Source organism: Aeromonas sp. QDB18 (assembly GCF_027705325.1).
Classification (GTDB): Bacteria; Pseudomonadota; Gammaproteobacteria; order Enterobacterales; family Aeromonadaceae; genus Aeromonas; species Aeromonas caviae.
On record NZ_JAPDBQ010000072.1, the window covers coordinates 1 to 20,144 of the forward strand.

Consider the following 20,144-nt stretch of genomic DNA (forward strand, 5'->3'; position numbering starts at 1 on the left):
TGGTGTGTTTGGAGACAGCCAGTTTACCAGCACCCTGTCTGTCAACTTCCACTTCCCCAAGATCCCGCGAAGAACCTGAAAAAAGCCGGTCAGTTGACCGGCTTGTAGGCATTCGGGGTGGCGTCACACGGTGAAGAACTTGAAGTTGACGAAGGCCACCGCGATGAAGGAGGCAACCATGCCGCTGATGCAGAGCACCGCAGGGCGGATGGCGGGCCAGCGATGGGCCAGCAGCACGATGGCCAGCAGGGTCGGATAGAGGCCGAACATGTAGCGGGGCATGGCGTTGAGTCCGGTCATCAGGGGGATGGTGCAGCAGATGAACATCAGGGTCGCTTCGGCCCAGCGTTTCTGGCTGAACAGGTAGCCATTCAGGCACCAGCCGAAGATCACCATGATGGAGAGATAGGCCTTGCGCCCCCCCAGCTCGAAGCCGCTCAGCCACCAGTCCAGTGGGCTGTCCATATAGCGGCCCCAGGCCACCTGGATGTGCTTGAAGGCCAGGGCATCCCCGGTGAGGTGATAGAGATAGACCATGTAGGAGAAGAGGCCGAGGGGAATGAGCCAGAGGGTGAACACCACCTTGAAGGCCCGCTCTGTGAAGCGGAAGAACTCGCGCCAGCCGTAGGCCTGCAGGGCCAGGATCAGCACCGGGAACACCATCATCACCCCCAGGTTGCGGGTGGCGGAGATGAAAATGCCGAGGAAGGCGACCATGAGCCACTGTTCGCGGTAGGCGAACAGGAACATTCCCAGCATCAAGGCCATGAACATGGGCTCGGTATAACCGGAGACGAAATAGGCAGAGAAGGGGGAGAAGGCCAGCAGCCAGACCCCGAAGCGGGCGGTGTCGTCCCCCAGCTTGAGCTGGCGCAGCACCAGCAGCATCAGGGGCAAGCTGATGAAGAAGGCGATGTTGGCCACCAGCATCAGGCCGATGAGGCTCTCCATGTCAAACAGGCTGGAGAGACCGCCGGCCAGCATGGGATAGAGGGGCATGAAGGCCCAGTTCGCCGCATTGCCCTTGCTCAACCAGCGTGGATAGAGGTCGTAACCATTCTCGATGATGCGCTGGAACCAGACGCAGTCGAACTGGCAGTAGGCCTGCAGCGGCCCGATGTCGGTGGCGCCATAGAGCTGGACGCCGAAATAGCCCATGCCATAGAGCGCCACCCGGCTCAGCACAAAGGCGGCGACAATCATCAGCCAGTCGCGGCCGCTGATGCGCAGTGACGGGCGATAGGGGAGTGCAGCCCCGGTTGACGGGGCGGTATTGGTCATATCATTCATCAGGCAAAAACCCAGATACGGGAGAGAACGTAGGTGAGCATGGTGACGGTCAGGGTGGCGATCACCACCGGCAACAGACCGGAAAGACCCGCAAACAGCAAACCGCTCAGGATGAGGTTACGCACCGCCAGAGAGAAGAGGGCAACCAGCAGGAACTTGCTGGCGGCACCTTGTTTCTGGAAGGTGATGTAGCGATGGCCGAAGAACGAGAACCAGAACGCCACGGCAAAGGCCAGGGTCGTGACCAGGTGCTCGGAGATGGCCGGCCAGGTATGAAACAGGGCGATGGAGGTACCCAGATCGACGAGGGTGGCCCCCCCGCCGACAAAACCGAAGCGAACCAGCCGCCAGAATTCCTCGCGGGAGATCATTGAGACGCCTGCTCCTGCTGATCATCAGCGGCTTTCGCGGCGGCCTTCTTGCCAGCGATCTTCTTGCTGGTGGTGGGCACTTCCTGCTTCTGCTCTTCATCCTGTTTGGCGTACTGGCCGTAGACCCCTTCGATGAGGTAGACGGGGCGCTGTTTCACCTCGACGAACATGCGGCCGATGTACTCGCCGATGATGCCCAGCGACAGCAGCTGGATGCCGCCGAGGAACAGCATAACCGACATCAGGGAGGCGTAACCGGGCACGTCGATGCCGAAGAAGAGCACCTGGGTGATGATCTTGAGGATATAGAGGAAGGCGATGAAGGAGACACCGACCCCGATGTAGCTCCACACCCGCAGCGGCCAGCTGGAGAAGCTCATCAGGCCGTCAAGGGCGAAGTTCCACAGCTTCCAGTAGTTGAACTTGGTTTCGCCGGCATGGCGGGCCGGGCGCTCGTAGGGAACGCCGACGGCGCGAAAACCGGCCCAGGCGAACAGCCCCTTCATGAAGCGGTTGCGCTCCGGCAACTGCTTGATGGCCTCGACCACCTTGCGATCGATGAGGCGGAAGTCACCGGCGTTCTCCGGCAGCTTGGTGCTGGTGGAGAGGGCGTTGAAGAAGCGGTAGAAGCCACCGGCGGTGAGGCGTTTCATCGGGGTGTCGGCGCTGCGATCCACCCGGATGCCGTAGACGGTGTCATAGTCGCCGGTCTGCCACAGCTTGACGAACTCCAGAATGAGAGAGGGGGGATCCTGCAGGTCCACGTCCATGGGGACGATGGCGTCGCCCTTGGCCTGGTGCAGGCCGGCGGTCATGGCCGCTTCCTTGCCGAAGTTGCGGGCCAGGTTGACCAGGGTCACACGGGGATCCCGGGCGATGGCCTGCTCGACCACCTCACGGGTGCGGTCACGGCTGCCATCGTTGACGAACACGATTTCAAGCTGGTCTTTGAGCGGGGCCAGTTCGGTATCTATCGCGCTGATGAAGGCGTCTATGCTCTCTTCCTCGTTGTAAACGGGAACGACCAGAGAGAGTCGAAAATCGGCACGGGACATGGGAACTTCCTTATTGAAAGAATTATTTTACGGAACAGATACTTGGGGCATTCCGCTTCACTGAGCCACGGTCAGTCGCACGGACTGGACGTTGAGCGGTGTCGGGGCGGAGAGCGCCAGGAAGTTGGGACGCTTGGGATCGGCGGTCAGGGAGTCGCCCGGCAGGCTGAGGCGGATCTCGTTGATGCCCGCCTTGGCCAGCTTGACCGTGGTGGTGAAATCATGACCCAGCGCCACCTTGAGCAGGGCGCCAGCCTGGGGGCTGTTGATCCTGGCCTGGATGGTGAGCTGCTCAGGCTGGGCCTGCTGCTTGGGCAGCACGAAATAGAGACCGCCCTGACCGCTCAGCTCGGTACCTTGCTCGCTGGGCTTCTTGGCCCAGCCTTCGCTTGAGAGGAAGCGGCTCGGCTTGGTCAGGTTGAGTTCGTTGCCGGGCTGGTAGGTCATGCTGGAGTTGTGCTCCCAGAAACGGGTCTTGCCTTCCAGGTAATAGAGCTTGTAAGCCAGGCTCACGTTGGGGTGAGCGGCCAGATAGAGGGTATAAAGGTAGAAACCGCTCAGTGCCAGGATGGCAGCCAGAAAACCGAACTTTTTGTAGGTCATATTACTCACTCGACGCCCGACAGATTGATAGGCAGATTTCGCGCATATGCTAATCCAATTGCAAAAAAAGCATAGTGGATCACAAAAATATATTTGCTCACATATTAACCCTCAATCACCCTGCTTACCAAGGGGCTTTGGGGTCGTTTGCTTCCTCTTCTTGATTGTGGCTTTTTCGGCGCCAACCTGTCTGCCGCCACCTGGGGCGCATCAGGCAAACGGCTGATATTGTGCTTTGTTGTGGCAGGATCTGTCGCCATTTCACCCGGGCAGAATTAAGATGGCCTGTCCCGTCGTCAAGGATGACCCATGAGACTCTTCTCTCTGTGTGTGCTCTGCTGTCTGCCCCTCCAACCGTTGTGGGCGCAATCGTTCTGCTCCTCCCCTCTTCGCGTCGGTTTCGATGACTGGCCCCCATACCACTATTACCAGCAAGAGGGAGCTCGTCGGGAACTGCGTGGATTTGCGGTCGACTACCTCAATGCCGTGTCGAATCGGCTGGGTTGTCGTCTGGTCTATGTGGAGCGTCCCTGGAAGCGGGGGTTGCACGATCTTGAGCGGGGTCGGCTGGACATCGTGATGGAGGCGTATTTTGCTGATGAGAGGGCGCGTTATGCCTGGTTCTCCATCCCCTACAACCCGGGCCGGACATCGCTCTGGGTACGCAAATCCGGTACCGGTGAGGAGTCGGATCTGGCGAGCTGGCTGGCCCACGGGCATCGCCTCGGTGTGACTAGGGACTACTATTACGGCCCGGAAATCACCAAGGTTCTGCAGCGATACCGCAACCAGGTGAGCGAGGTCAACGATGTGCAAAACTATCGCAAGCTGCTGCTTGGGCGGATAGACGGTTTTCTCGGGGATAGTCTGGCCACGCCCTGGGGTCTGAAGAGAGAGGGGCTGTCGGACGCGGTCGTCCCCCACACCATGGCGATCCATGAGACGCCCACCTTTTTCATGTTGAGCAAGAAGACCCTGTCCGGGGAATTCGTAGCGCGGTTCAACGAGGCGATAGTGGCCGTCGGTGACAGCGGGGAGCAGGAACTCATCTGGCGTCGTTACACCTCCGTCCGCTAGCAAAGTCGCCAGCATTCACGCATCATGGGGACCTGACCGTCGCGCCTGACAGGCCGAAATGAACCGATTTGAGGCAAGCGTGGTAAGAAGCATGGGTAAGAAGTATTGGTTGGCATTGGCGAATCTCATCTGGCTGGGCTGCTGGCCGGCCAGCATGGTTCATGCCAGCACGGAACAGGCGGTAGTGGCCAGTCCCAGCATCCAGCATGACTGGTATCAGAACGAGGTGGCCGAGCAGGCTCGTCATGAGCTTGAACAGCAGTTGCAGGAAGCGGTGTTGGCCCAGCTGCATCCGGATTTCTACCGCCTCTGGCAGCAGTTGCAAAAGACCCCGGCGGATCGGCGCGGTGCCCTCTACGATGAGGCCTTTGGCAAGCTGGCCCGGTTCCAGCAGGCCTGGCGAGGGATGGATCTGGTCGCGCGCGAACAGATGCAGACCCTCAAGCTGGATCTGAACCGCCCCCTGGTCCATGCTCCCCAGGGAGACAATCTGCTGGAGCAGGTCAGGCAACTCAGGCCACAGGTGGCGGAATACGACGCCGTGCGCGAAGAAGTGCGCAAGCTGCTGGCGATGCCCATGGCCAAGCACTGGCCCACCCTCTCCATGCCGACCCTGAGGGCGGGGGAGAGCTCGACCGAGCTCGGCCAGATCCGCTCCATCCTGAACGAACTGGGGGACAGTGCCCCGACTCACCAGGACAGCCTCTACGATCCCGAGACCGAACAGGCCATCAAGCAGTTCCAGCGCCGCCACGGCCTGACCGCCGACGGCATCATCGGCCGTCAGACCCGCAGCTGGCTCAATACCGGCCCCGAGGTGCGCGCCAGCCTGCTGGTTCGCAACCTGTGGCGCCGTGATCTGGTGGATCACCTTGCCGGTCGCTATGTGCTGGTCAACATCCCGGACTACCGCCTGAGCGTGGTGGAGTCTGGCAGCGAGGTCTTCACCAGTCGGGTCATCGTCGGCAAGGAGCAGCGGGCAACCCCCATCCTCGCCAGCGAGATCCGCTCCATCGTGCTGAACCCGGCCTGGCACGTGCCGCGCTCCATCCTGAGCAAGGACATTCTGCCCAAGCTCGGGCGCGATCCTGCCTACCTGGATCGCGAACAGTTCGAGGTGATCGACGGCGAGGGCAATCCGGTGCAGTTCAGCGAAGATGGCTGGCACCATGCGCTGGCCTCGGGTTTCCCTTACCGGTTGCGGCAAAAGCCGGGGGATCACAATGCCCTGGGTCGCTACAAGTTCTATCTGCCCAACAACGATGCCATCTATCTCCACTCCACCCCGCGCAAGGCGCTGTTCGAGCAGGGGGCCCGTGCCTTCAGCTCGGGTTGCATCCGGGTGGAACACGCCGACGATCTGGCAGAGTTGCTGCTGGCGGACTCCCGCTATCAGCCGGACAAGGTGGCCAGCATCCTGAAAGAGACCCAGACCAAGTGGCTGCCCCTGAGCAACCCTATCCCGGTGTTTACCGTCTACTGGAGCAGCTGGATTGATGAAGAGGGACGTCAGCAACTGCGCAACGATATCTACGGATTCGACAGAGTCAGCTATCAAAGCCGCTTGCTGTGATCCTCGCCACAGAGTGAAAAGCCCGGCCCGTGCCGCAATGCTGTTCAGATAAGCACTTTTTTGACTGATTATTCATAAATTGGATTTGAGTTGAGGGGGCAAGGCTGTGTCCAGTCGATCTTCCTCCAGCCTTTATCCAGCGGGGCTTGCAATAGAAAGAGGGAGGCATCATGCCTCCCTCGCTTTTTTGTCCTGATACTACGTGGACTGGAACTCAAATTCTCTTAAGTGAACAGCATTGCGGCCCGTGCCGGGCTTTTTCATGGGTGAATGGGGTTTGACAGCGCTTTTTCTGGCAGGTAGTTTCGGCCCTTGTATCAAATTCATTCACCTGTGTGACTTCACCATGAGATGGACGGACAACGGATGCTGGGACAAGAGATAAGCCGACGCCGTCTGCTGCTGGGGGCGGGTTGCCTGATGGGGACCAGCTTGCTGTCGTTCCCTGCGCTGGCGAGCCGCAGCACTTTGGGACGGGAACTGAGTTTCTTCAACCTCAATACCGGCGAGCGGGTACGCGCCAGTTATTGGGAAGATGGCCACTATTTGAGCGACGGGCTGGCGGAGCTCAACCATATTTTCCGTGACTACCGTCGCAACGAAGTGTTCAACATCGACAGAAAGCTGTTCGATCAGCTCTTTCTGCTGCAACACAAGTTGGGACGCCACGGCGAAATCCAGCTCATCTCGGGTTATCGCTCCCCGACCACCAATCAGCAGAAGCGGCGCAAGAGTCGCGGCGTCGCCAAGCACAGCTACCACACCCTGGGGCAGGCGGTTGACGTGCGCATCCCCGGCGTGCAATTGGCACACCTGCGCAAGGCCGCCCTGAACCTCAAGGTGGGCGGTGTGGGTTATTACCCTTCCGACAACTTCGTGCACCTGGATACGGGCCCCATTCGCAGCTGGTGAGTCGGGATTTCCTCAAGGGTTGAGTGCCGATTGTGTCTTTTTGCCGCTGGCATTGAGGGGGACCAAGCTGCTAGGCTCTGGACTCCAGCCAGAGGAGAGAAAGATGAAGCAGATTGTGATCGGGGGGCTCATCGCCCTGTTGTTGACTGGTTGCGGCAAGCTCAACCGCGAGAGCTACGACAAGCTGAAAGTCGGGATGAGCTATGCCGAAGCGAGTGCCATCCTCGGCAAGGCCGAGCGTTGCGACGATGCTCTCGGCACCACGAGCTGTGTCTGGGGAGGGGAAGGCAAGAACATCAAGGTGCGTTTCATCGCCGACAAGGCGACCTTCTTCAGCTCGGAAGGGATCAACTGACCCTTTACTCTCTTGCCGATGCCCAACAAAAAAGCGCCGTATGGCGCTTTTTTGTTGCTCGTTATCCGTGCGATATGGCCAGGAACTGGCGTGTTCAATGGGTGGCATACTGATAGTTGAAGGTGGGCAGTCCCCACTTGAAGCGTACCGCCAGGAGCCGCAGCACGAAGCCGATGCCGATGGCACCGAAAGCGGCCCAGTCGTTGGGCAGCCCATGGTGCAGCGCAAAGCAGTAGAGCGCGGCGGTGATCAGCGAGACGGCAGCATAGAGCTCGCGCTTGAACACCAGCGGGATACGCTGGCACAGCAAGTCCCGCAGTACCCCCCCGAACACGCCGGTCACCACGGCCATGATGCAGGCGATGCCGGCCCCGTGGCCCATCTCGAGCGCCCGGGCAGCCCCGAAGATGGAGAAGACCACGAGCCCCAGGGCATCGAGCGCCAGGAACAGCTTGCCAAGGTAGCGCATCAGCGGGGCCGAGATGACCCCGGCCATGGCGGCGCCCGCCACCAGCAGCACGTATTCGGGGTGCTCGACCCAGAGCAGGGGATAGTGGCCCAGCAGCACATTCCGAATGGTACCGCCACCGATGGCCGTCGCCGAGGCGATGATCACGACGCCAAACAGATCCATCCGTCGCCGACCCGCTGCCAGCGCGCCAGTCATCCCTTCGGCCACCAGGCCGAGCAAGAAGAGTGCATGTAACATGAGATATCCCAGGGTGCGAGAAAGCCCCGCATCCTAACAATCCTGCGCTGGGGCGACAAGCTATCTTGGTTATGCATTAGATTAAGTAATGAAAAGGGGGCTTTCGCCCCCTCTTTTGATCATGATGACGCGGTTCAGCGTCCAAGTTGCTCGCTGCGGTATTGGTCCACCCACATGGCGGTGGCGCCACAGATGGCCACCGGCATCACGAAGAGATTCACCACCGGGATGGCGGAGAAGAGGGTCACCAGGGCGCCGAAGCTCAGGCACTTTCCACGACGCTGCTTGAGGGCGTCGCGCATGGTGATGAAGCCGATCTTGTGGTTGTCGAACGGATAATCGACATACTGGATCGCCATCATCCAGGCGCTGAGCAGGAACCAGAGCACGGGTGCCAGGGTCTGGCCCACTACCGGGATCAGGAAGAGGATCAGGCAGCCGATGGCCTTGGGCAGATAGTATTTCAGCTTGGTCCATTCGCGGCCGAAGGTACGGGGCACGTCTTTCACCACATCCAGCATGCCGGTGTCATTCATGGCTTCACCGGTGAGGATCTGTTCCACCTTCTCTGCCAGCAGGCCGTTGAAAGGGGCTGCTATCCAGTTGGCCACCGAACTGAAGATGAAGGAGAAGACCACCAGTATGGTGATGAGGGCGATGGGCCAGAGCAGGTAATCAAGCCAGGAGAGCCAGCTCGGGATCTGCTGGTGCAGCCAGGCGAATAGGCCGTCCAGTTGTAGCAACAGGGCGTAGAAGGCACCGGCAAAGAGCACGAAGTTGACCAGCAGGGGGATCAGCACGAAGGTGCGGATGCCGGGCTGGCGAATGAGTGAGAAGCCGCGCAGGAAGTAGTCTGCACCGCTGACCGAATCTTTGACCATGTGGGGTGATTGGCTCATGTGAGCTCCATCAGTGAATGGGGAAAGTGCCAGCATATTACAAACAAGCCTTTGATTTGGTAAAGTCGCCTGCCCGCCTCCTCTTTATTTCGTTACCCACATAGGCCGCCATGCGTCTGAAATTGATCAAACTCGCCGGTTTCAAGTCGTTTGTCGAGCCGACCCGCATCGAACTCAACGCCGACATGACCGCCGTGGTGGGCCCCAACGGCTGCGGCAAATCCAACGTCATCGACGCCGTGCGCTGGGTGCTGGGGGAGAGCTCCGCCCGCCATCTGCGCGGCGAGAACATGACCGACGTCATCTTCAACGGCTCCATCAACCGCAGCGCCCATGGCCGCGCCTCGGTGGAGCTGGTGTTCGACAATCCCCACAACCGGGTACCCGGCGAGTTCGGCCGCTTTACCGAGATCTCGGTGCGCCGCGAAGTGCTGCGCGACGGCTCCAATCACTACCAGATCAACGGCCAGAAGTGCCGCCGCAAGGATGTGACCGACCTCTTCCTCGGCACCGGCCTTGGGCCCCGCAGTTACGCCATCATCGAACAGGGCACCGTCAGCCGGCTGGTGGAGTCCCGCCCCGCCGATCTCAAGCTGTTCATGGAAGAGGCCGCCGGAGTCTCCCGCTACAAGGAGCGGCGCCGGGAGACCGAGCAGCGCATCCGCCATACCCAGGAGAACCTGGAACGCCTTGGCGACATCCGCGGCGAACTGGGCTCACGCCTCGAGCACCTCAAGGCCCAGGCCGAGACCGCCGAGCGCTACAAGCAGCTCAAGAGTCGCAGTCGCGCGGCCCGCAGCGAACTGATCGGCTCGGAACTGTGGGCGCTGGAGACGCGTCTTGGCGAAGCCAAGACCGAACTGGCCCAGACTGAACAGGCGCTGGCGGCCCTCGATGCCAAGCGCACCGCAGACGAAGGACGCCACGTCGCTCTGTCGGTGGCCCGCCAGGAGGCGCAGGCCGAGCAGGCCAGCCGCCAGCAACAGATTTTTCTCGGCGGGCAAGCCATCGCCCGCCTCGAGCAGCAGCAATTGCACCAGAACGAACTCGGTCGTGACTGGCAGGCGAGGCGGCAGTCCCTCGGCGAGCGTATCGACGGTCTCAAGGCCCAGTTGGCCGGCCAGCTGGAGCAACTGGGCGACAGCGCGTTGCAGGGGGAGGTGGCGTCGGCGCGCCTCGAGCAGTGTGAGCAGTTGCTCACCGACCAGCAGAGCGTGCGTGCGGTAGCGGGCGATCGGCTCGAGCAGGCGCGCCAGCGTCAGCAGCAGTGGCAGCAGCAGCTGGGCCAGTTGCAGGGGCGGCTCAACCAGACCCGCGCCGAGGTGAATGGCCTGCAGGAGCTGCAGGCCAAGACCCGGCTTGCCCGCCTCAAGCTGGAAGACGAACAGGCCGGGCCCCTTGGCGGGGAGGGGGAGAACCTGCAACCGGCGCTCGATGCCCTGGCGGCGGAACTCTCGCTCTCCCGCGCCCGCCATGAGGAAGCCGATGCAGCGTGGCAGGCCGGTGTGTCGCGCCATGAAGCACTCAAGGCAGAGCAGGGTCGCCAGCAGGGCCTGCTGCGCGAGCTGGAGGCGCGCCTCGCCACCCTGGATCAGATCCTGGGGGAGCAGATGGCGGGCGCGACCCTGGCGGATCGGTTGCAGGTTCCCCCCGAGTGGGCCCGGGGGCTGGACAAGGTGCTCGGCCGCTGGCTCACCGCAATCCCGGCGGACGAGTGCAACCTGGCGCAACCCGGACTCTGGATTGGCCCGGCCCAGCCAGCCAGGGCCGGTACCCTGGCGGCGCAACTGGGGGGCGAGCACATTCCGGCTTTCCTCAATGCCATCTGGCTGGCAGAGAGCAGGGAGGAGGCGCTGTCCCGCCTGCACAGCCTCTCTGCCGGTGAGTCGCTGCTCACTCCCGCCGGCGACTGGTTCGGCCCCAACTGGGCGGATCTGGGGGAGGGCATGGCCCTCGGTACGCTGGCGCTGCTCGGTGAGCGTGAGCGGCTGCACACCGAGCTGGCCGCGGGTCGGGAGGCGCTGCACAGACTCGACGAGCAGCTTGCCGCCGCCGATGCAGCGCGGGCCCAGCTGCACAGTGCCTATGAGCTGGCTCAGCACACCCTGCGCGAGCAGGAGCTGCGGTGGCAGCAACTGCGCGAAGCCTGGAGTCTGCGCGAGGGGCAGCGCCAGGAGCGCTTGCAGCGCCTGGGCCAGCTGGGGGAAGAGCTGGCCCGGCTCGACAAGGAGCAGGCTGAGGAGGCGCAGCGGCTGGCGTCGGCCGGGGAGCGGCTTGAGCAGGATGAAGCGGCCCTTGGCGAGCTGCAGGAGCAGGGGGAGGTACTCGCCGAGGCGCTGCTGCTCGCCCAGGAGCAGGTGAGCGGGGCGGAGCGGGCGCTGGAAGAGGTGCGCCTTCGCCGGGAGCAGCAGCAGGCGGCCTGCCAGCGGTTGCAACTGGAACAGCAGAACCAGCGCCAGCTCATCACGCTGCGCGAGCAGGAGCTGGCCCGTCTCGGCCTGGAGCTGGCGGAACTCAAGGAGCCAGGGGCCGCTCCGAGTCAGGATCTGTCGCCCCTGCTGGTCGAACAGCGCAATCTTGAGGCGCAGCAACTGGCCTGTCACCAACGGCTCGCAGAGCTGGATCGTCAGCTGACCGAGCTGGAGCAGGCCAGAAGCACCGATCACAAGCAACTGGTGAAAATTCAGGAGAAGCTGGCGACCCTGCGGCTCGAGCGCGAGCGCAACCTGACGCGCCGGCAGGGACTGCACGAGCAGTTCGAAGAGCTGGGCGTGCGCCTGGTGGACCTCGATCAGGCGGTGCTGATTGCCGCTGATCGCGGCAAGCTGCGCCAGGAGATCCAGACGCTGGAGGCGCAGGTGGAGGCGCTTGGCGCCATCAACCTGGCGGCACTGGAGGAGTATGAGGAGGCGAAAACCCGTTCAAGCTACCTGGAAAATCAGTGCCAGGATCTGGAGCAGGCCCTCGACACCTTGAGCCAAGCCATTAAAAGAATTGATAAAGAAACACAAATACGCTTCCGCGACACTTTCGATAAGGTCAATGAAGATTTAAAATCCCTGTTCCCAAAAGTGTTCGGGGGGGGCAGTGCCTGGCTTGAGCTGACCTCGGATGATCTTTTGGAGGCCGGAGTGAGCATCATGGCAAGACCTCCGGGCAAGAAGAATGCTACCATTGCCCTGCTTTCCGGGGGGGAGAAGGCGTTAACCGCCCTTGCGCTGGTTTTCGCCATCTTCAGACTCAATCCAGCACCATTTTGTCTGCTGGATGAGGTGGATGCACCGCTCGATGAAGTGAACGTCGGTCGCTTCTGTTCTCTTGTCAAAGAGATGTCGAGCACAGTACAGTTCGTTTACATCAGTCATAATAAGGTCTCCATGGAGATGGCCGAGCAGCTGGTTGGCGTCACGATGCAAGAGCCCGGGGTTTCGCGCATAGTGTCGGTCGATATCGGTGAAGCCGTCGCTTTGGCTGAGCAAAACTAGAAAGAGAAGCAGCTAATGCAGGAATTGCGTTACATCTTGGTTGCCCTGGGCGGTATTGCCATCGCGGCATTGCTCATTCACGGGTTGTGGAGCAACAGAAAGAATCGTCAGGCACCGATCAAGGAGAAACCTCTGGGTCGGATGGAGTCCAAGTCCCGTGAGCGTGACAACGACGCCTTCGACAGCGATGGCATCGGTCAGGTGCGTGTGGTGAGCGGTGGCCGTCGTGCCGAGCCCAAACTGCGCAGCGACGAGGCCCGTCAGCCCGAACCCCGCCGTGTCGCCCCCGTTCCCGCCTTCGATGATGAAGATGACGACGCCGATCTGCCGCCTCCCGTGGTGCGCAAGCCTGCCGCTCGCCCTGTCCCCCCTCAGCCTGTGTATGAGGAAGAAGAGGACTATGACGAGCCGGTTGCCGCCCCTGTTGAAGAGGCCCCTGCCGTGCCGGTGCGCAAACCTGCACAGGTGATCCGCCGTACGCCGGTACACCGTTCCCGTCCGCAGCGCGAGCCCATGATGCAGCCGCTGGACGAAGAGCCGCTGGTGGAGCCGGCCTATGCCCAGGCGCCGACCTTCGGTGCACGCGAGCCGGCACCGGTTGCCCAGCAGGCTCCCCGCTACGCCCAGCCGGCTTATGAAGAACCCGCTTACGATGACGAGCCAGCCTATGAAGAGCTGGTTCACGCAGCCGAGCCAGAACCCGCTCCGGCCCCGGTCGAGAAGATCTGGCAGGATGTCTATGTCATCAACCTGATGGCCCGTCCCGGCCACGATCTGCAAGGTGCGACTCTGCTCTCTTCCCTTCTGGCGCTGGGCTTCAAGTTTGGCGAGATGGACATCTTCCACCGTCACGAAGATCTGGGCGGCAAGGGGGAGGTGCTCTTCTCCATGATCAACATGGTCAAGCCGGGTACCTTCAACCCCTATCGCATGGAGCAGTTCAGCACCCCGGGTGTGTCCCTCTTCATGCAACTGCCCCTTCGCAGCAATGCCGCCTTCGCCTTCGAGCACATGTTGCAGGCCGCGGATCAGCTCGCGAGCGATCTCGATGCCATGCTGACCGACGCCTCGCGCAGTCCCCTCAGCGACGACGACATCGCCCGCTACCGTCACGAGCTGGCGGCCTACGAGGCCAGCCGCGACTGATGCGCCATGGGGCTTGAATAATGAAAAGTGCGGTACCCCGGTGCCGCATTTTTGTTTCTGCCCCAGACTGAATGTTCCATCACACTTCGAGACTTTTTCATGAGCGATATCCTCTCCCGCCACCGTCAACTGTGTGAGCTGCTGACCGAGTACGGCCATCAGTACTATGTGCTGGACAACCCCACGGTGCCGGACGCCGAATACGATCGCCTGATGCGCGAGCTGATCGCGCTGGAGGCCGAGCATCCAGAGCTCAAAACCCCGGCCTCGCCGAGCGTGAGGGTGGGGGGCCAGCCGCTGACCGCCTTCAAGCAGGTACGCCACGAGATCCCCATGCTGAGTCTGGACAACGTCTTCAGCAGCGAGGAGTTGCAGGCGTTCGAGCAACGCATGGGTGATCGCCTCAAGCGGGAGGTGACTTTCACCTTCTGTTGCGAGCCCAAGCTCGACGGTCTGGCGGTGAGCCTGCTCTACGTGGATGGCCAGCTGGTACAGGCCGCCACTCGCGGGGACGGCACCACGGGGGAGGAGATCACCGAGAACGTGCGCACCATCAAGGCCATTCCTCTGACCCTGCGCGGCCAGGGGTGGCCGGCGCGGCTGGAGGTGCGTGGGGAGGTCTTCATGCCCAAGGCGGGGTTCGAGGCGATGAACCGCGATGCACTGGCGGCGGGGGAGAAGGTGTTCGTCAACCCGCGCAACGCCGCTGCCGGCAGCCTGCGCCAGCTCGATTCACGCATCACCGCCAGCCGCCCCCTCAGCTTCTATGCCTACGGCGTGGGAGTCGGTGGCGACGAGCTGGGGGAGTCTCACTTCGGTCGCCTCAATCAGCTCAAGGCCTGGGGTCTGCCGCTCAGCCCGGAAGTGAAGCTCAAAGAGGGTGCCGCCGGCTGCCAGGCGTTTCACGATGATATCCTGGTGCGCCGCGGGGATCTCCCCTACGAGATCGACGGCGTGGTCTACAAGGTGGATGACATCGCCCTGCAAGGGGAGCTCGGTTTCGTTGCCCGCGCGCCGCGCTGGGCCACTGCCCACAAGTTCCCGGCAGAAGAGGAGATGACGGCGCTTGAGAACGTCGAGTTCCAGGTGGGCCGCACCGGTGCCATCACCCCGGTGGCCAAGCTTAAGCCGGTGTTTGTCGGCGGCGTCACCGTTTCCAACGCTACCCTGCACAATGCGGACGAGATCGCGCGCCTTGGCGTCATGATCGGCGACACCGTGATCGTGCGCCGGGCCGGGGACGTGATCCCCCAGGTCGTGGCTGTGGTGGAGGCGCAGCGCCCGGCGGATGCCCGCGCGATCCTCTTCCCGACCGAGTGCCCGGTGTGCGGCTCGGCGGTGGAGCGGCTGGAAGGGGAGGCCGTGGCCCGCTGTTCCGGCGGTCTCTTCTGCGAGGCCCAGCGGGCGGCCGCCATCAAGCACTTCGCGGCGCGTCGCGCCATGGATGTGGATGGCCTTGGCGACAAGATAGTGGAGCAGCTGGTGGACAAGGGGCTGGTGAAGACCCCGGCGGACCTGTTCAGCCTCAACGCCATCCAGCTGGCCGGGCTCGATCGGATGGGGCAAAAATCGGCCCTCAACCTGGTGGCCGCCATCGATGCCGCCCGCAGCACCACCCTGCCCCGCTTCCTGTTTGCCCTGGGGATCCGCGAAGTAGGGGAGGCGACCGCCTTGAACCTCGCCAACCACTTCCTCACCCTGGATGCCCTGCGCGCCGCCTCGGTGGAGCAGTTGCTGGAAGTGGCCGACGTGGGAGACATAGTGGCCAAGCACGTCTACTACTTCCTGCGCCAGCCCCACAACATCGAAGTGCTCGACGCCCTGCTGGCCGCCGGTATCCATTGGCCGGTCATCGAGAAGAAAGAGGCAAGCGATCAGCCCTTTGCCGGCAAGACTTTCGTGCTGACCGGCACCCTCACCGCCTTGTCCCGCAACGACGCCAAGGCGGCGCTGCAGGCCCTGGGAGCCAAGGTGGCGGGCTCGGTGTCGGCCAAGACCGACGTGCTGGTGGCGGGGGAGGCGGCAGGCTCCAAGCTCGCCAAGGCCCAGGAGCTGGGGATCACCATCTGGACCGAAGCCGAGTTGCAGGCGGCCATTCAGCCCTGAGAATGCACGTTTGAGCAGACAAACCCGGCCCACTGGCCGGGTTTGTCGTTGGTGGGCTCACTCGATGTAGCTCACCTTGTCCTGCCAGGCATCGGGAGCCGTCAGGTGCCAGCGTGCCAGTTCGCTCTTGCTGAACAGGTATTCCCCGCGCAAGGCGGCGCGGGGGGAGAGGGCCCCCGGCGCCGTGCCCGCCAGTATGGCATTGGCCAGCTCGGCCGCCTTCTCTCCCTGGGTGCGACCATCGAGCACCAGGCCGCCTATGGTGCGGCCCGGCCCCACCGCAAACTCCCAGAAGCCGAACAGGGGCACCGTGTTGTGGGAGCTGGTCCACGCCAGCACCTGCTGCTCGTCCACATGCCTGCCCTGCTCGTCGATGAGGGTGTGATAGAGGCCGAGGAAGAGAGCCTGATAGCCGTTCTGCTGGCTGGTGAGCACCGCCTCCTGCCAGCGCCGGTAGTCGGTGAATTGCCGGCTGCTCACCCGGGTCTGGCCGACCCGCAGCTCGCTGCGGGCCTTGAACTCGTCCTCGACGGCGGTGCGGGACACCTCGCTCTCGTCAAACAGCACCAGCGACTTGCTGATGCCGCCCATCAGCTGGCTCATCTCGCTGATGTTGCGCTTGAGCAGGGGGCGCTCCAGCACGCCGGTTATCAGGGGGTGGCCGACCAGCCCCTTGGGGCGCGGGTTCTCGTTCATGCCGAGAAACACCACAGGGGTGCCCAGGGCGGCGATGGGACGGGCGAGGGCGTTGATGGCGTTGTCATCGCCGAGCACTACCAGCGCCGGCTTGCGCGCCTGATAGGCCGCCATTCCCTGGCTGACGAGCCGCTCTGGATCCTGATGGGGTTGACGCTTGGTATCCAGATAGAGGTGGCTGATGTGGTGCTCCCCCTTGAGGTATTGCTGCAGGCCGGCGCTGTAGCTCTGATCCCACAGATTGGTCTGGTGGTAGCTGCTGATCACCAGGATCTCGGCGGCCAGCAGCTGGAGCGGGAAAAGGGCCAACAGGGGCAACACCTTGGTCACGTTCATCTTCCATGGGCAGAACACTGCACCCATTATGTGCGTTCCGGCTGCTGGTTGCCTCGGTCAATTGTTGCCAGATGGTGCCATCCTCCCCTGCGGCCTGCCATCGGGCGCCAGCCCGCCCCCCGTCTGGGATGCACAGAGATAGCCTCTTTTGGCGCTGGCTGTGAACTGCCCCACTCCTTCCAAAACCTGTTCTGGATCAAGAAACAGGGTACCGCTTTGGTGCCTAATAGACCCCACATATAGGGGTAAGCATAAAAAAAACACCCATATATAGTGTCATAAAGCTGTGCATAAGTGGTCGCCCTCTCAGTGTCAGCCCAGGTGTTTCAAGCCTTGGCTGACCTTGTTTGCGCCGGGGACGGGCGTGGAGAAGGGGACTCAACGAGGGTGAGCCGAGGGTGGCCACCAGGTCTTTCAATACGGGGAAAATCGATGAAACCGGTAGTGATCAAACGCGATGGATGTCGTGCACCATTCAATGGCCAACTGATTCGCGATGCGGTCAGCCGGGCGGCGGCAGCGGTCAATCAGGCCAGTCCGGCGCTGGCAGAGCGCATTGCCGCCGCTGTCAGCCAGGAGCTGGAGGGGCGAGGGGAGGTAGACATCCACGAGATCCAGAACCGGGTCGAGAACCACCTGATGGCCTCCGACGACAAGGCCATCGCCCGTGCCTACATCGAATACCGTCACGACCGGGATCAGGCCCGCGAGGCCCGGGGTCGCCTGGCCCAGGAGATCCGCGGCCTGGTGGAGCAGACCAACGCGGCCCTGCTCAACGAGAACGCCAACAAGGACTCCAAGGTGATCCCGACCCAGCGTGACCTGCTGGCGGGCATTGTCGCCAAGCATTACGCCATCAGTCACATGCTGCCCCGTGACGTGGTGCAGGCCCACGAGAGCGGCGACCTGCACTTCCACGATCTCGACTACTCACCCTTCTTCCCCATGTTCAACTGCATGCTGATCGATCTGCAGGGGATGCTGACTCACGGCTTCAAGATGGGCAACGCGGAGATAGACACTCCCAAATCCATCAGCACCGCCACTGCGGTAACCGCCCAGATCATCGCCCAGGTGGCGAGCCACATCTATGGCGGCACCACCATCAACCGCATCGACGAGGTGCTGGCACCCTATGTGACCATCAGCTGGCACAAGCATCGGGAGGTGGCCGAGGAGTGGGGGATCAGGGACGTGGATGCCTATGCCATGGCCCGCACCGAGAAGGAGTGCCACGACGCCTTCCAGTCCCTCGAATACGAGGTCAATACCCTGCACACCGCCAACGGTCAGACGCCGTTCGTCACCTTCGGCTTTGGCCTGGGGGACAGCTGGGAATCGCGCCTCATCCAGCGTGCCATCCTTGGCAACCGCATCGCCGGCCTTGGCAAGAACAGGAAGACCGCCGTCTTCCCGAAACTGGTGTTCGCCATCAAGGATGGCCTGAACCACAAGCAGGGGGATCCCAACTACGACATCAAGCAGCTGGCGCTGGAGTGCGCCTCCAAGCGGATGTACCCGGACATCCTCAACCACGACCAGGTGGTCAAAGTGACCGGCTCCTTCAAGACCCCCATGGGGTGCCGCTCCTTCCTCGGTGCCTACGAGGAGAATGGCGAGCTGGTCCACGAGGGGCGCAACAACTTGGGGGTCGTGAGCCTCAACTTGCCGCGCATTGCCCTGAAATCCCGCGATGAAGCGGACTTCTGGGACAAACTGGATGCCGCCCTGCGGGTGGCCAAGACAGCGCTCATGTACCGCATCAAGCGCCTGGACGGGGTCAAGGCCCGGGTCGCACCCATCCTCTACATGGAGGGGGCCTGCGGTGTGCGCCTCAAGGCTGATGACAACATCAGCGAGATCTTCAAACATGGCCGCGCCTCCATTTCGCTGGGTTACATCGGGGTACACGAGACCATCAACGCCCTCTATGGCACCGACGTCCACCTGTTCGACAGCGAGACCCTGCGCCAGAAGGCCATCGCCATCATCGCGCGGCTCAAGGCGGCCACCGACGAGTGGAAGGAGGAGACCGGCTACGGCTTCAGCCTCTACTCCACCCCGAGCGAGAACCTCTGCACCCGTTTCTGCCGCATCGATGCCAAGGAGTTTGGCGTGGTGGCCGGGGTGACCGACAAGGGCTACTACACCAACAGCTTCCACCTGGACGTGGAGAAGCAGGTGAACCCCTACGACAAGCTGGACTTCGAGGCGCCCTATCCGCCCATCGCCAGCGGCGGCTTCATCTGCTACGGCGAGTACCCCAACATCCAGCACAACCTGGAGGCGCTGGAGAACGTCTGGGACTACAGCTATGACAAGGTGCCCTATTACGGCACCAACACCCCCATCGACGAGTGCTACGACTGCGGCTTCACCGGCGAGTTCGAGTGCACCTCCAAGGGCTTCACCTGCCCGCATTGCGGCAACCACGACCCGGCCAAGGTGTCGGTGACCCGCCGGGTGTGCGGCTATCTCGGCAGCCCGGATGCGCGCCCCTTCAACGCGGGCAAGCAGGAAGAGGTCAAACGCCGCGTCAAGCATATGTAAGCGGGCAGACCCCACCCTAGCCCTCCCCTTGGCAGGGGAGGGGGCAAAGAAGCTCCTCCCCCTTTCGAAGGGGGAGGTTGGGAGGGGGTTGGCCGTTAACCCGGAGAACTCGAATGCACTACCACCAGTACTACCCGGTCGATGTGATCAACGGTCCCGGCACCCGCGCCACCTTGTTCGTGTCGGGTTGCGAGCACCAGTGCCCCGGTTGCTACAACCAGAGCACCTGGCGGCTCGATGGGGGCAAGCCGTTCGATGAGGCGATGAGCGATCGCATCATTCACGATCTCAACGACAGCCGCATCAAGCGGCGCGGACTGTCGCTCTCCGGCGGCGATCCGCTCCACCCCGCCAACGTGCCGCATGTGCTGGCGCTGGTGAAGCGGGTGCGGGCCGAGTGCCCGGGCAAGGACATCTGGTGCTGGACCGGCTATCTGCTGGCAGAGCTCAGCCCGGCCCAGCGCGAGCTGGTGGCCTTGCTGGACGTGCTGGTGGACGGCAAGTTTGAAAAAGAGCTGGCGGATCCCGGTCTGCTCTGGCGCGGCAGCAGCAATCAGATGGTTCACGACCTCAACGCCTGGCGGGAAGGAGGGGAGCGGATCCCCTGTCTGGTTTGCAGTTGAGGCCAGGGATGTTTATGGTTAGCCCATCCGAATCACGAGACATCTTTCATGAGGAACCATGAGATGAACAATCTGCTCAAGATCCTGCTGGCCATCTTTCTCCCCCCGGTCTGCGCCTTTATCCAGGTAGGCTTCAGCCTCCATTTCCTCATCAACATAGTGCTGACCCTGCTGGGCGGTCTGCCCGGCATGGTTCATGCCCTCTGGCTGGTGGTAAGCGACAAGCGCGCATGAGCCGTGAGAGATCACAAGGCCAGCCCTCCGGGGTTGGCTTTTTTTTTGGCGCTGTCCCAATTATGTGTTGGAAGGCTAATCTGGAAGTAGGTCATCACCGCGAGGACCTTCATCATGGATACGC

17 protein-coding genes are annotated in these 20,144 nt (G+C 62.3%); 10 read left to right on the forward strand and 7 right to left on the reverse strand.

All coding sequences use genetic code 11. The features are described 5' to 3' along the window. Nucleotides 1–123 precede the first annotated feature (123 nt). From OKC30_RS12160 to OKC30_RS12175, 4 genes are read right to left on the reverse strand one after another with little or no spacing between them, the layout of a single operon-like run. Nucleotides 124–1,290: a membrane protein gene (locus tag OKC30_RS12160; RefSeq protein WP_029313951.1), complete on the reverse strand. Its 1,167-nt coding sequence runs from the start codon at nt 1,288–1,290 to the stop codon at nt 124–126. Then, nucleotides 1,290–1,661 carry a GtrA family protein gene (locus OKC30_RS12165; protein WP_103244440.1) on the reverse strand — a complete coding sequence of 124 codons (372 nt, stop codon included), beginning with the start codon at nt 1,659–1,661 and terminating at the stop codon, nt 1,290–1,292. Before OKC30_RS12165 ends, OKC30_RS12160 begins: the two co-directional genes overlap by 1 nt. Then, on the reverse strand, nt 1,658–2,716 hold the full coding sequence (locus tag OKC30_RS12170; protein ID WP_103244441.1) for a glycosyltransferase family 2 protein: 1,059 nt from the start codon (nt 2,714–2,716) through the stop codon (nt 1,658–1,660). Before OKC30_RS12170 ends, OKC30_RS12165 begins: the two co-directional genes overlap by 4 nt. Nucleotides 2,717–2,773: 57 nt before the next feature. Next, the gene (locus OKC30_RS12175) at nt 2,774–3,319 is read right to left on the reverse strand and encodes a hypothetical protein (RefSeq protein WP_010673441.1); all 546 of its coding nucleotides are present in this window, start codon (nt 3,317–3,319) and stop codon (nt 2,774–2,776) included. A gap of 309 nt (nt 3,320–3,628) precedes the next feature. Here OKC30_RS12175 and OKC30_RS12180 point away from each other — a divergent pair, with 309 nt between their 5' ends. The 4 genes from OKC30_RS12180 (at nt 3,629) to OKC30_RS12195 (ending at nt 7,236) form a co-directional block, all read left to right on the forward strand. After that, on the forward strand, nt 3,629–4,396 hold the full coding sequence (locus tag OKC30_RS12180) for a substrate-binding periplasmic protein (RefSeq protein WP_069651724.1): 768 nt from the start codon (nt 3,629–3,631) through the stop codon (nt 4,394–4,396). 91 nt (nt 4,397–4,487) lie between these two features. After that, complete coding sequence (locus OKC30_RS12185; protein WP_049636288.1) at nt 4,488–5,969, forward strand: L,D-transpeptidase family protein; 1,482 nt, start codon at nt 4,488–4,490, stop codon at nt 5,967–5,969. A gap of 366 nt (nt 5,970–6,335) precedes the next feature. Continuing rightward, entirely contained in the window at nt 6,336–6,881 is a 546-nt protein-coding gene (locus OKC30_RS12190) for a DUF882 domain-containing protein (RefSeq protein ID WP_160838391.1), read from the forward strand. A 103-nt stretch (nt 6,882–6,984) separates the two neighbouring features. Continuing rightward, entirely contained in the window at nt 6,985–7,236 is a 252-nt protein-coding gene (locus OKC30_RS12195) for a hypothetical protein (RefSeq protein ID WP_010673445.1), read from the forward strand. A 94-nt stretch (nt 7,237–7,330) separates the two neighbouring features. Here the strand turns inward: OKC30_RS12195 and OKC30_RS12200 are convergent, their stop codons facing one another. Further along, nucleotides 7,331–7,945, reverse strand: a complete 615-nt coding sequence (locus tag OKC30_RS12200; RefSeq protein ID WP_270664225.1) for a trimeric intracellular cation channel family protein — start codon at nt 7,943–7,945, stop codon at nt 7,331–7,333. Between the two features lie 134 nt (nt 7,946–8,079). Then, complete coding sequence (cysZ, locus tag OKC30_RS12205) at nt 8,080–8,844, reverse strand: sulfate transporter CysZ (protein ID WP_010673447.1); 765 nt, start codon at nt 8,842–8,844, stop codon at nt 8,080–8,082. Nucleotides 8,845–8,954: 110 nt separating this feature from the next. On the opposite strand from cysZ, the gene OKC30_RS12210 reads away from it, so the two are divergent. The 3 genes from OKC30_RS12210 (at nt 8,955) to ligA (ending at nt 15,581) form a co-directional block, all read left to right on the forward strand. Further along, nucleotides 8,955–12,329, forward strand: coding sequence for an AAA family ATPase (locus tag OKC30_RS12210; protein ID WP_160838387.1), 3,375 nt, complete (start codon nt 8,955–8,957; stop codon nt 12,327–12,329). A 15-nt stretch (nt 12,330–12,344) separates the two neighbouring features. Continuing rightward, on the forward strand, nt 12,345–13,475 hold the full coding sequence (zipA, locus tag OKC30_RS12215) for a cell division protein ZipA (protein ID WP_270664227.1): 1,131 nt from the start codon (nt 12,345–12,347) through the stop codon (nt 13,473–13,475). 99 nt (nt 13,476–13,574) lie between these two features. Then, nucleotides 13,575–15,581, forward strand: coding sequence for an NAD-dependent DNA ligase LigA (gene ligA / locus OKC30_RS12220; protein ID WP_160838383.1), 2,007 nt, complete (start codon nt 13,575–13,577; stop codon nt 15,579–15,581). 57 nt (nt 15,582–15,638) lie between these two features. On the opposite strand, the gene OKC30_RS12225 is transcribed toward ligA, so the two are convergent. After that, a complete protein-coding gene (locus OKC30_RS12225) occupies nt 15,639–16,613 on the reverse strand; it encodes an ABC transporter substrate-binding protein (RefSeq protein ID WP_270664235.1) in 975 nt (324 codons plus the stop codon). A 432-nt stretch (nt 16,614–17,045) separates the two neighbouring features. On the opposite strand from OKC30_RS12225, the gene nrdD reads away from it, so the two are divergent. The 3 genes from nrdD (at nt 17,046) to OKC30_RS12240 (ending at nt 20,020) form a co-directional block, all read left to right on the forward strand. Continuing rightward, the gene (gene nrdD / locus OKC30_RS12230) at nt 17,046–19,163 is read left to right on the forward strand and encodes an anaerobic ribonucleoside-triphosphate reductase (RefSeq protein ID WP_160838381.1); all 2,118 of its coding nucleotides are present in this window, start codon (nt 17,046–17,048) and stop codon (nt 19,161–19,163) included. A gap of 113 nt (nt 19,164–19,276) precedes the next feature. Beyond that, nucleotides 19,277–19,786, forward strand: a complete 510-nt coding sequence (gene nrdG, locus OKC30_RS12235) for an anaerobic ribonucleoside-triphosphate reductase-activating protein (protein WP_160838379.1) — start codon at nt 19,277–19,279, stop codon at nt 19,784–19,786. A gap of 63 nt (nt 19,787–19,849) precedes the next feature. After that, complete coding sequence (locus tag OKC30_RS12240; protein ID WP_010673454.1) at nt 19,850–20,020, forward strand: YqaE/Pmp3 family membrane protein; 171 nt, start codon at nt 19,850–19,852, stop codon at nt 20,018–20,020. Nucleotides 20,021–20,144 lie beyond the last annotated feature (124 nt).

Coding starts and splice junctions, on each gene's coding strand:
- OKC30_RS12160 (WP_029313951.1), bottom strand. CDS start 1,290: ATGAATGATATGACCAATACCGCCCCGTCAACCGGGGCTGCACTCCCC.
- OKC30_RS12165 (WP_103244440.1), bottom strand. CDS start 1,661: ATGATCTCCCGCGAGGAATTCTGGCGGCTGGTTCGCTTCGGTTTTGTC.
- OKC30_RS12170 (WP_103244441.1), bottom strand. CDS start 2,716: ATGTCCCGTGCCGATTTTCGACTCTCTCTGGTCGTTCCCGTTTACAAC.
- OKC30_RS12175 (WP_010673441.1), bottom strand. CDS start 3,319: ATGACCTACAAAAAGTTCGGTTTTCTGGCTGCCATCCTGGCACTGAGC.
- OKC30_RS12180 (WP_069651724.1), top strand. CDS start 3,629: ATGAGACTCTTCTCTCTGTGTGTGCTCTGCTGTCTGCCCCTCCAACCG.
- OKC30_RS12185 (WP_049636288.1), top strand. CDS start 4,488: ATGGGTAAGAAGTATTGGTTGGCATTGGCGAATCTCATCTGGCTGGGC.
- OKC30_RS12190 (WP_160838391.1), top strand. CDS start 6,336: ATGCTGGGACAAGAGATAAGCCGACGCCGTCTGCTGCTGGGGGCGGGT.
- OKC30_RS12195 (WP_010673445.1), top strand. CDS start 6,985: ATGAAGCAGATTGTGATCGGGGGGCTCATCGCCCTGTTGTTGACTGGT.
- OKC30_RS12200 (WP_270664225.1), bottom strand. CDS start 7,945: ATGTTACATGCACTCTTCTTGCTCGGCCTGGTGGCCGAAGGGATGACT.
- cysZ (WP_010673447.1), bottom strand. CDS start 8,844: ATGAGCCAATCACCCCACATGGTCAAAGATTCGGTCAGCGGTGCAGAC.
- OKC30_RS12210 (WP_160838387.1), top strand. CDS start 8,955: ATGCGTCTGAAATTGATCAAACTCGCCGGTTTCAAGTCGTTTGTCGAG.
- zipA (WP_270664227.1), top strand. CDS start 12,345: ATGCAGGAATTGCGTTACATCTTGGTTGCCCTGGGCGGTATTGCCATC.
- ligA (WP_160838383.1), top strand. CDS start 13,575: ATGAGCGATATCCTCTCCCGCCACCGTCAACTGTGTGAGCTGCTGACC.
- OKC30_RS12225 (WP_270664235.1), bottom strand. CDS start 16,613: ATGAACGTGACCAAGGTGTTGCCCCTGTTGGCCCTTTTCCCGCTCCAG.
- nrdD (WP_160838381.1), top strand. CDS start 17,046: ATGAAACCGGTAGTGATCAAACGCGATGGATGTCGTGCACCATTCAAT.
- nrdG (WP_160838379.1), top strand. CDS start 19,277: ATGCACTACCACCAGTACTACCCGGTCGATGTGATCAACGGTCCCGGC.
- OKC30_RS12240 (WP_010673454.1), top strand. CDS start 19,850: ATGAACAATCTGCTCAAGATCCTGCTGGCCATCTTTCTCCCCCCGGTC.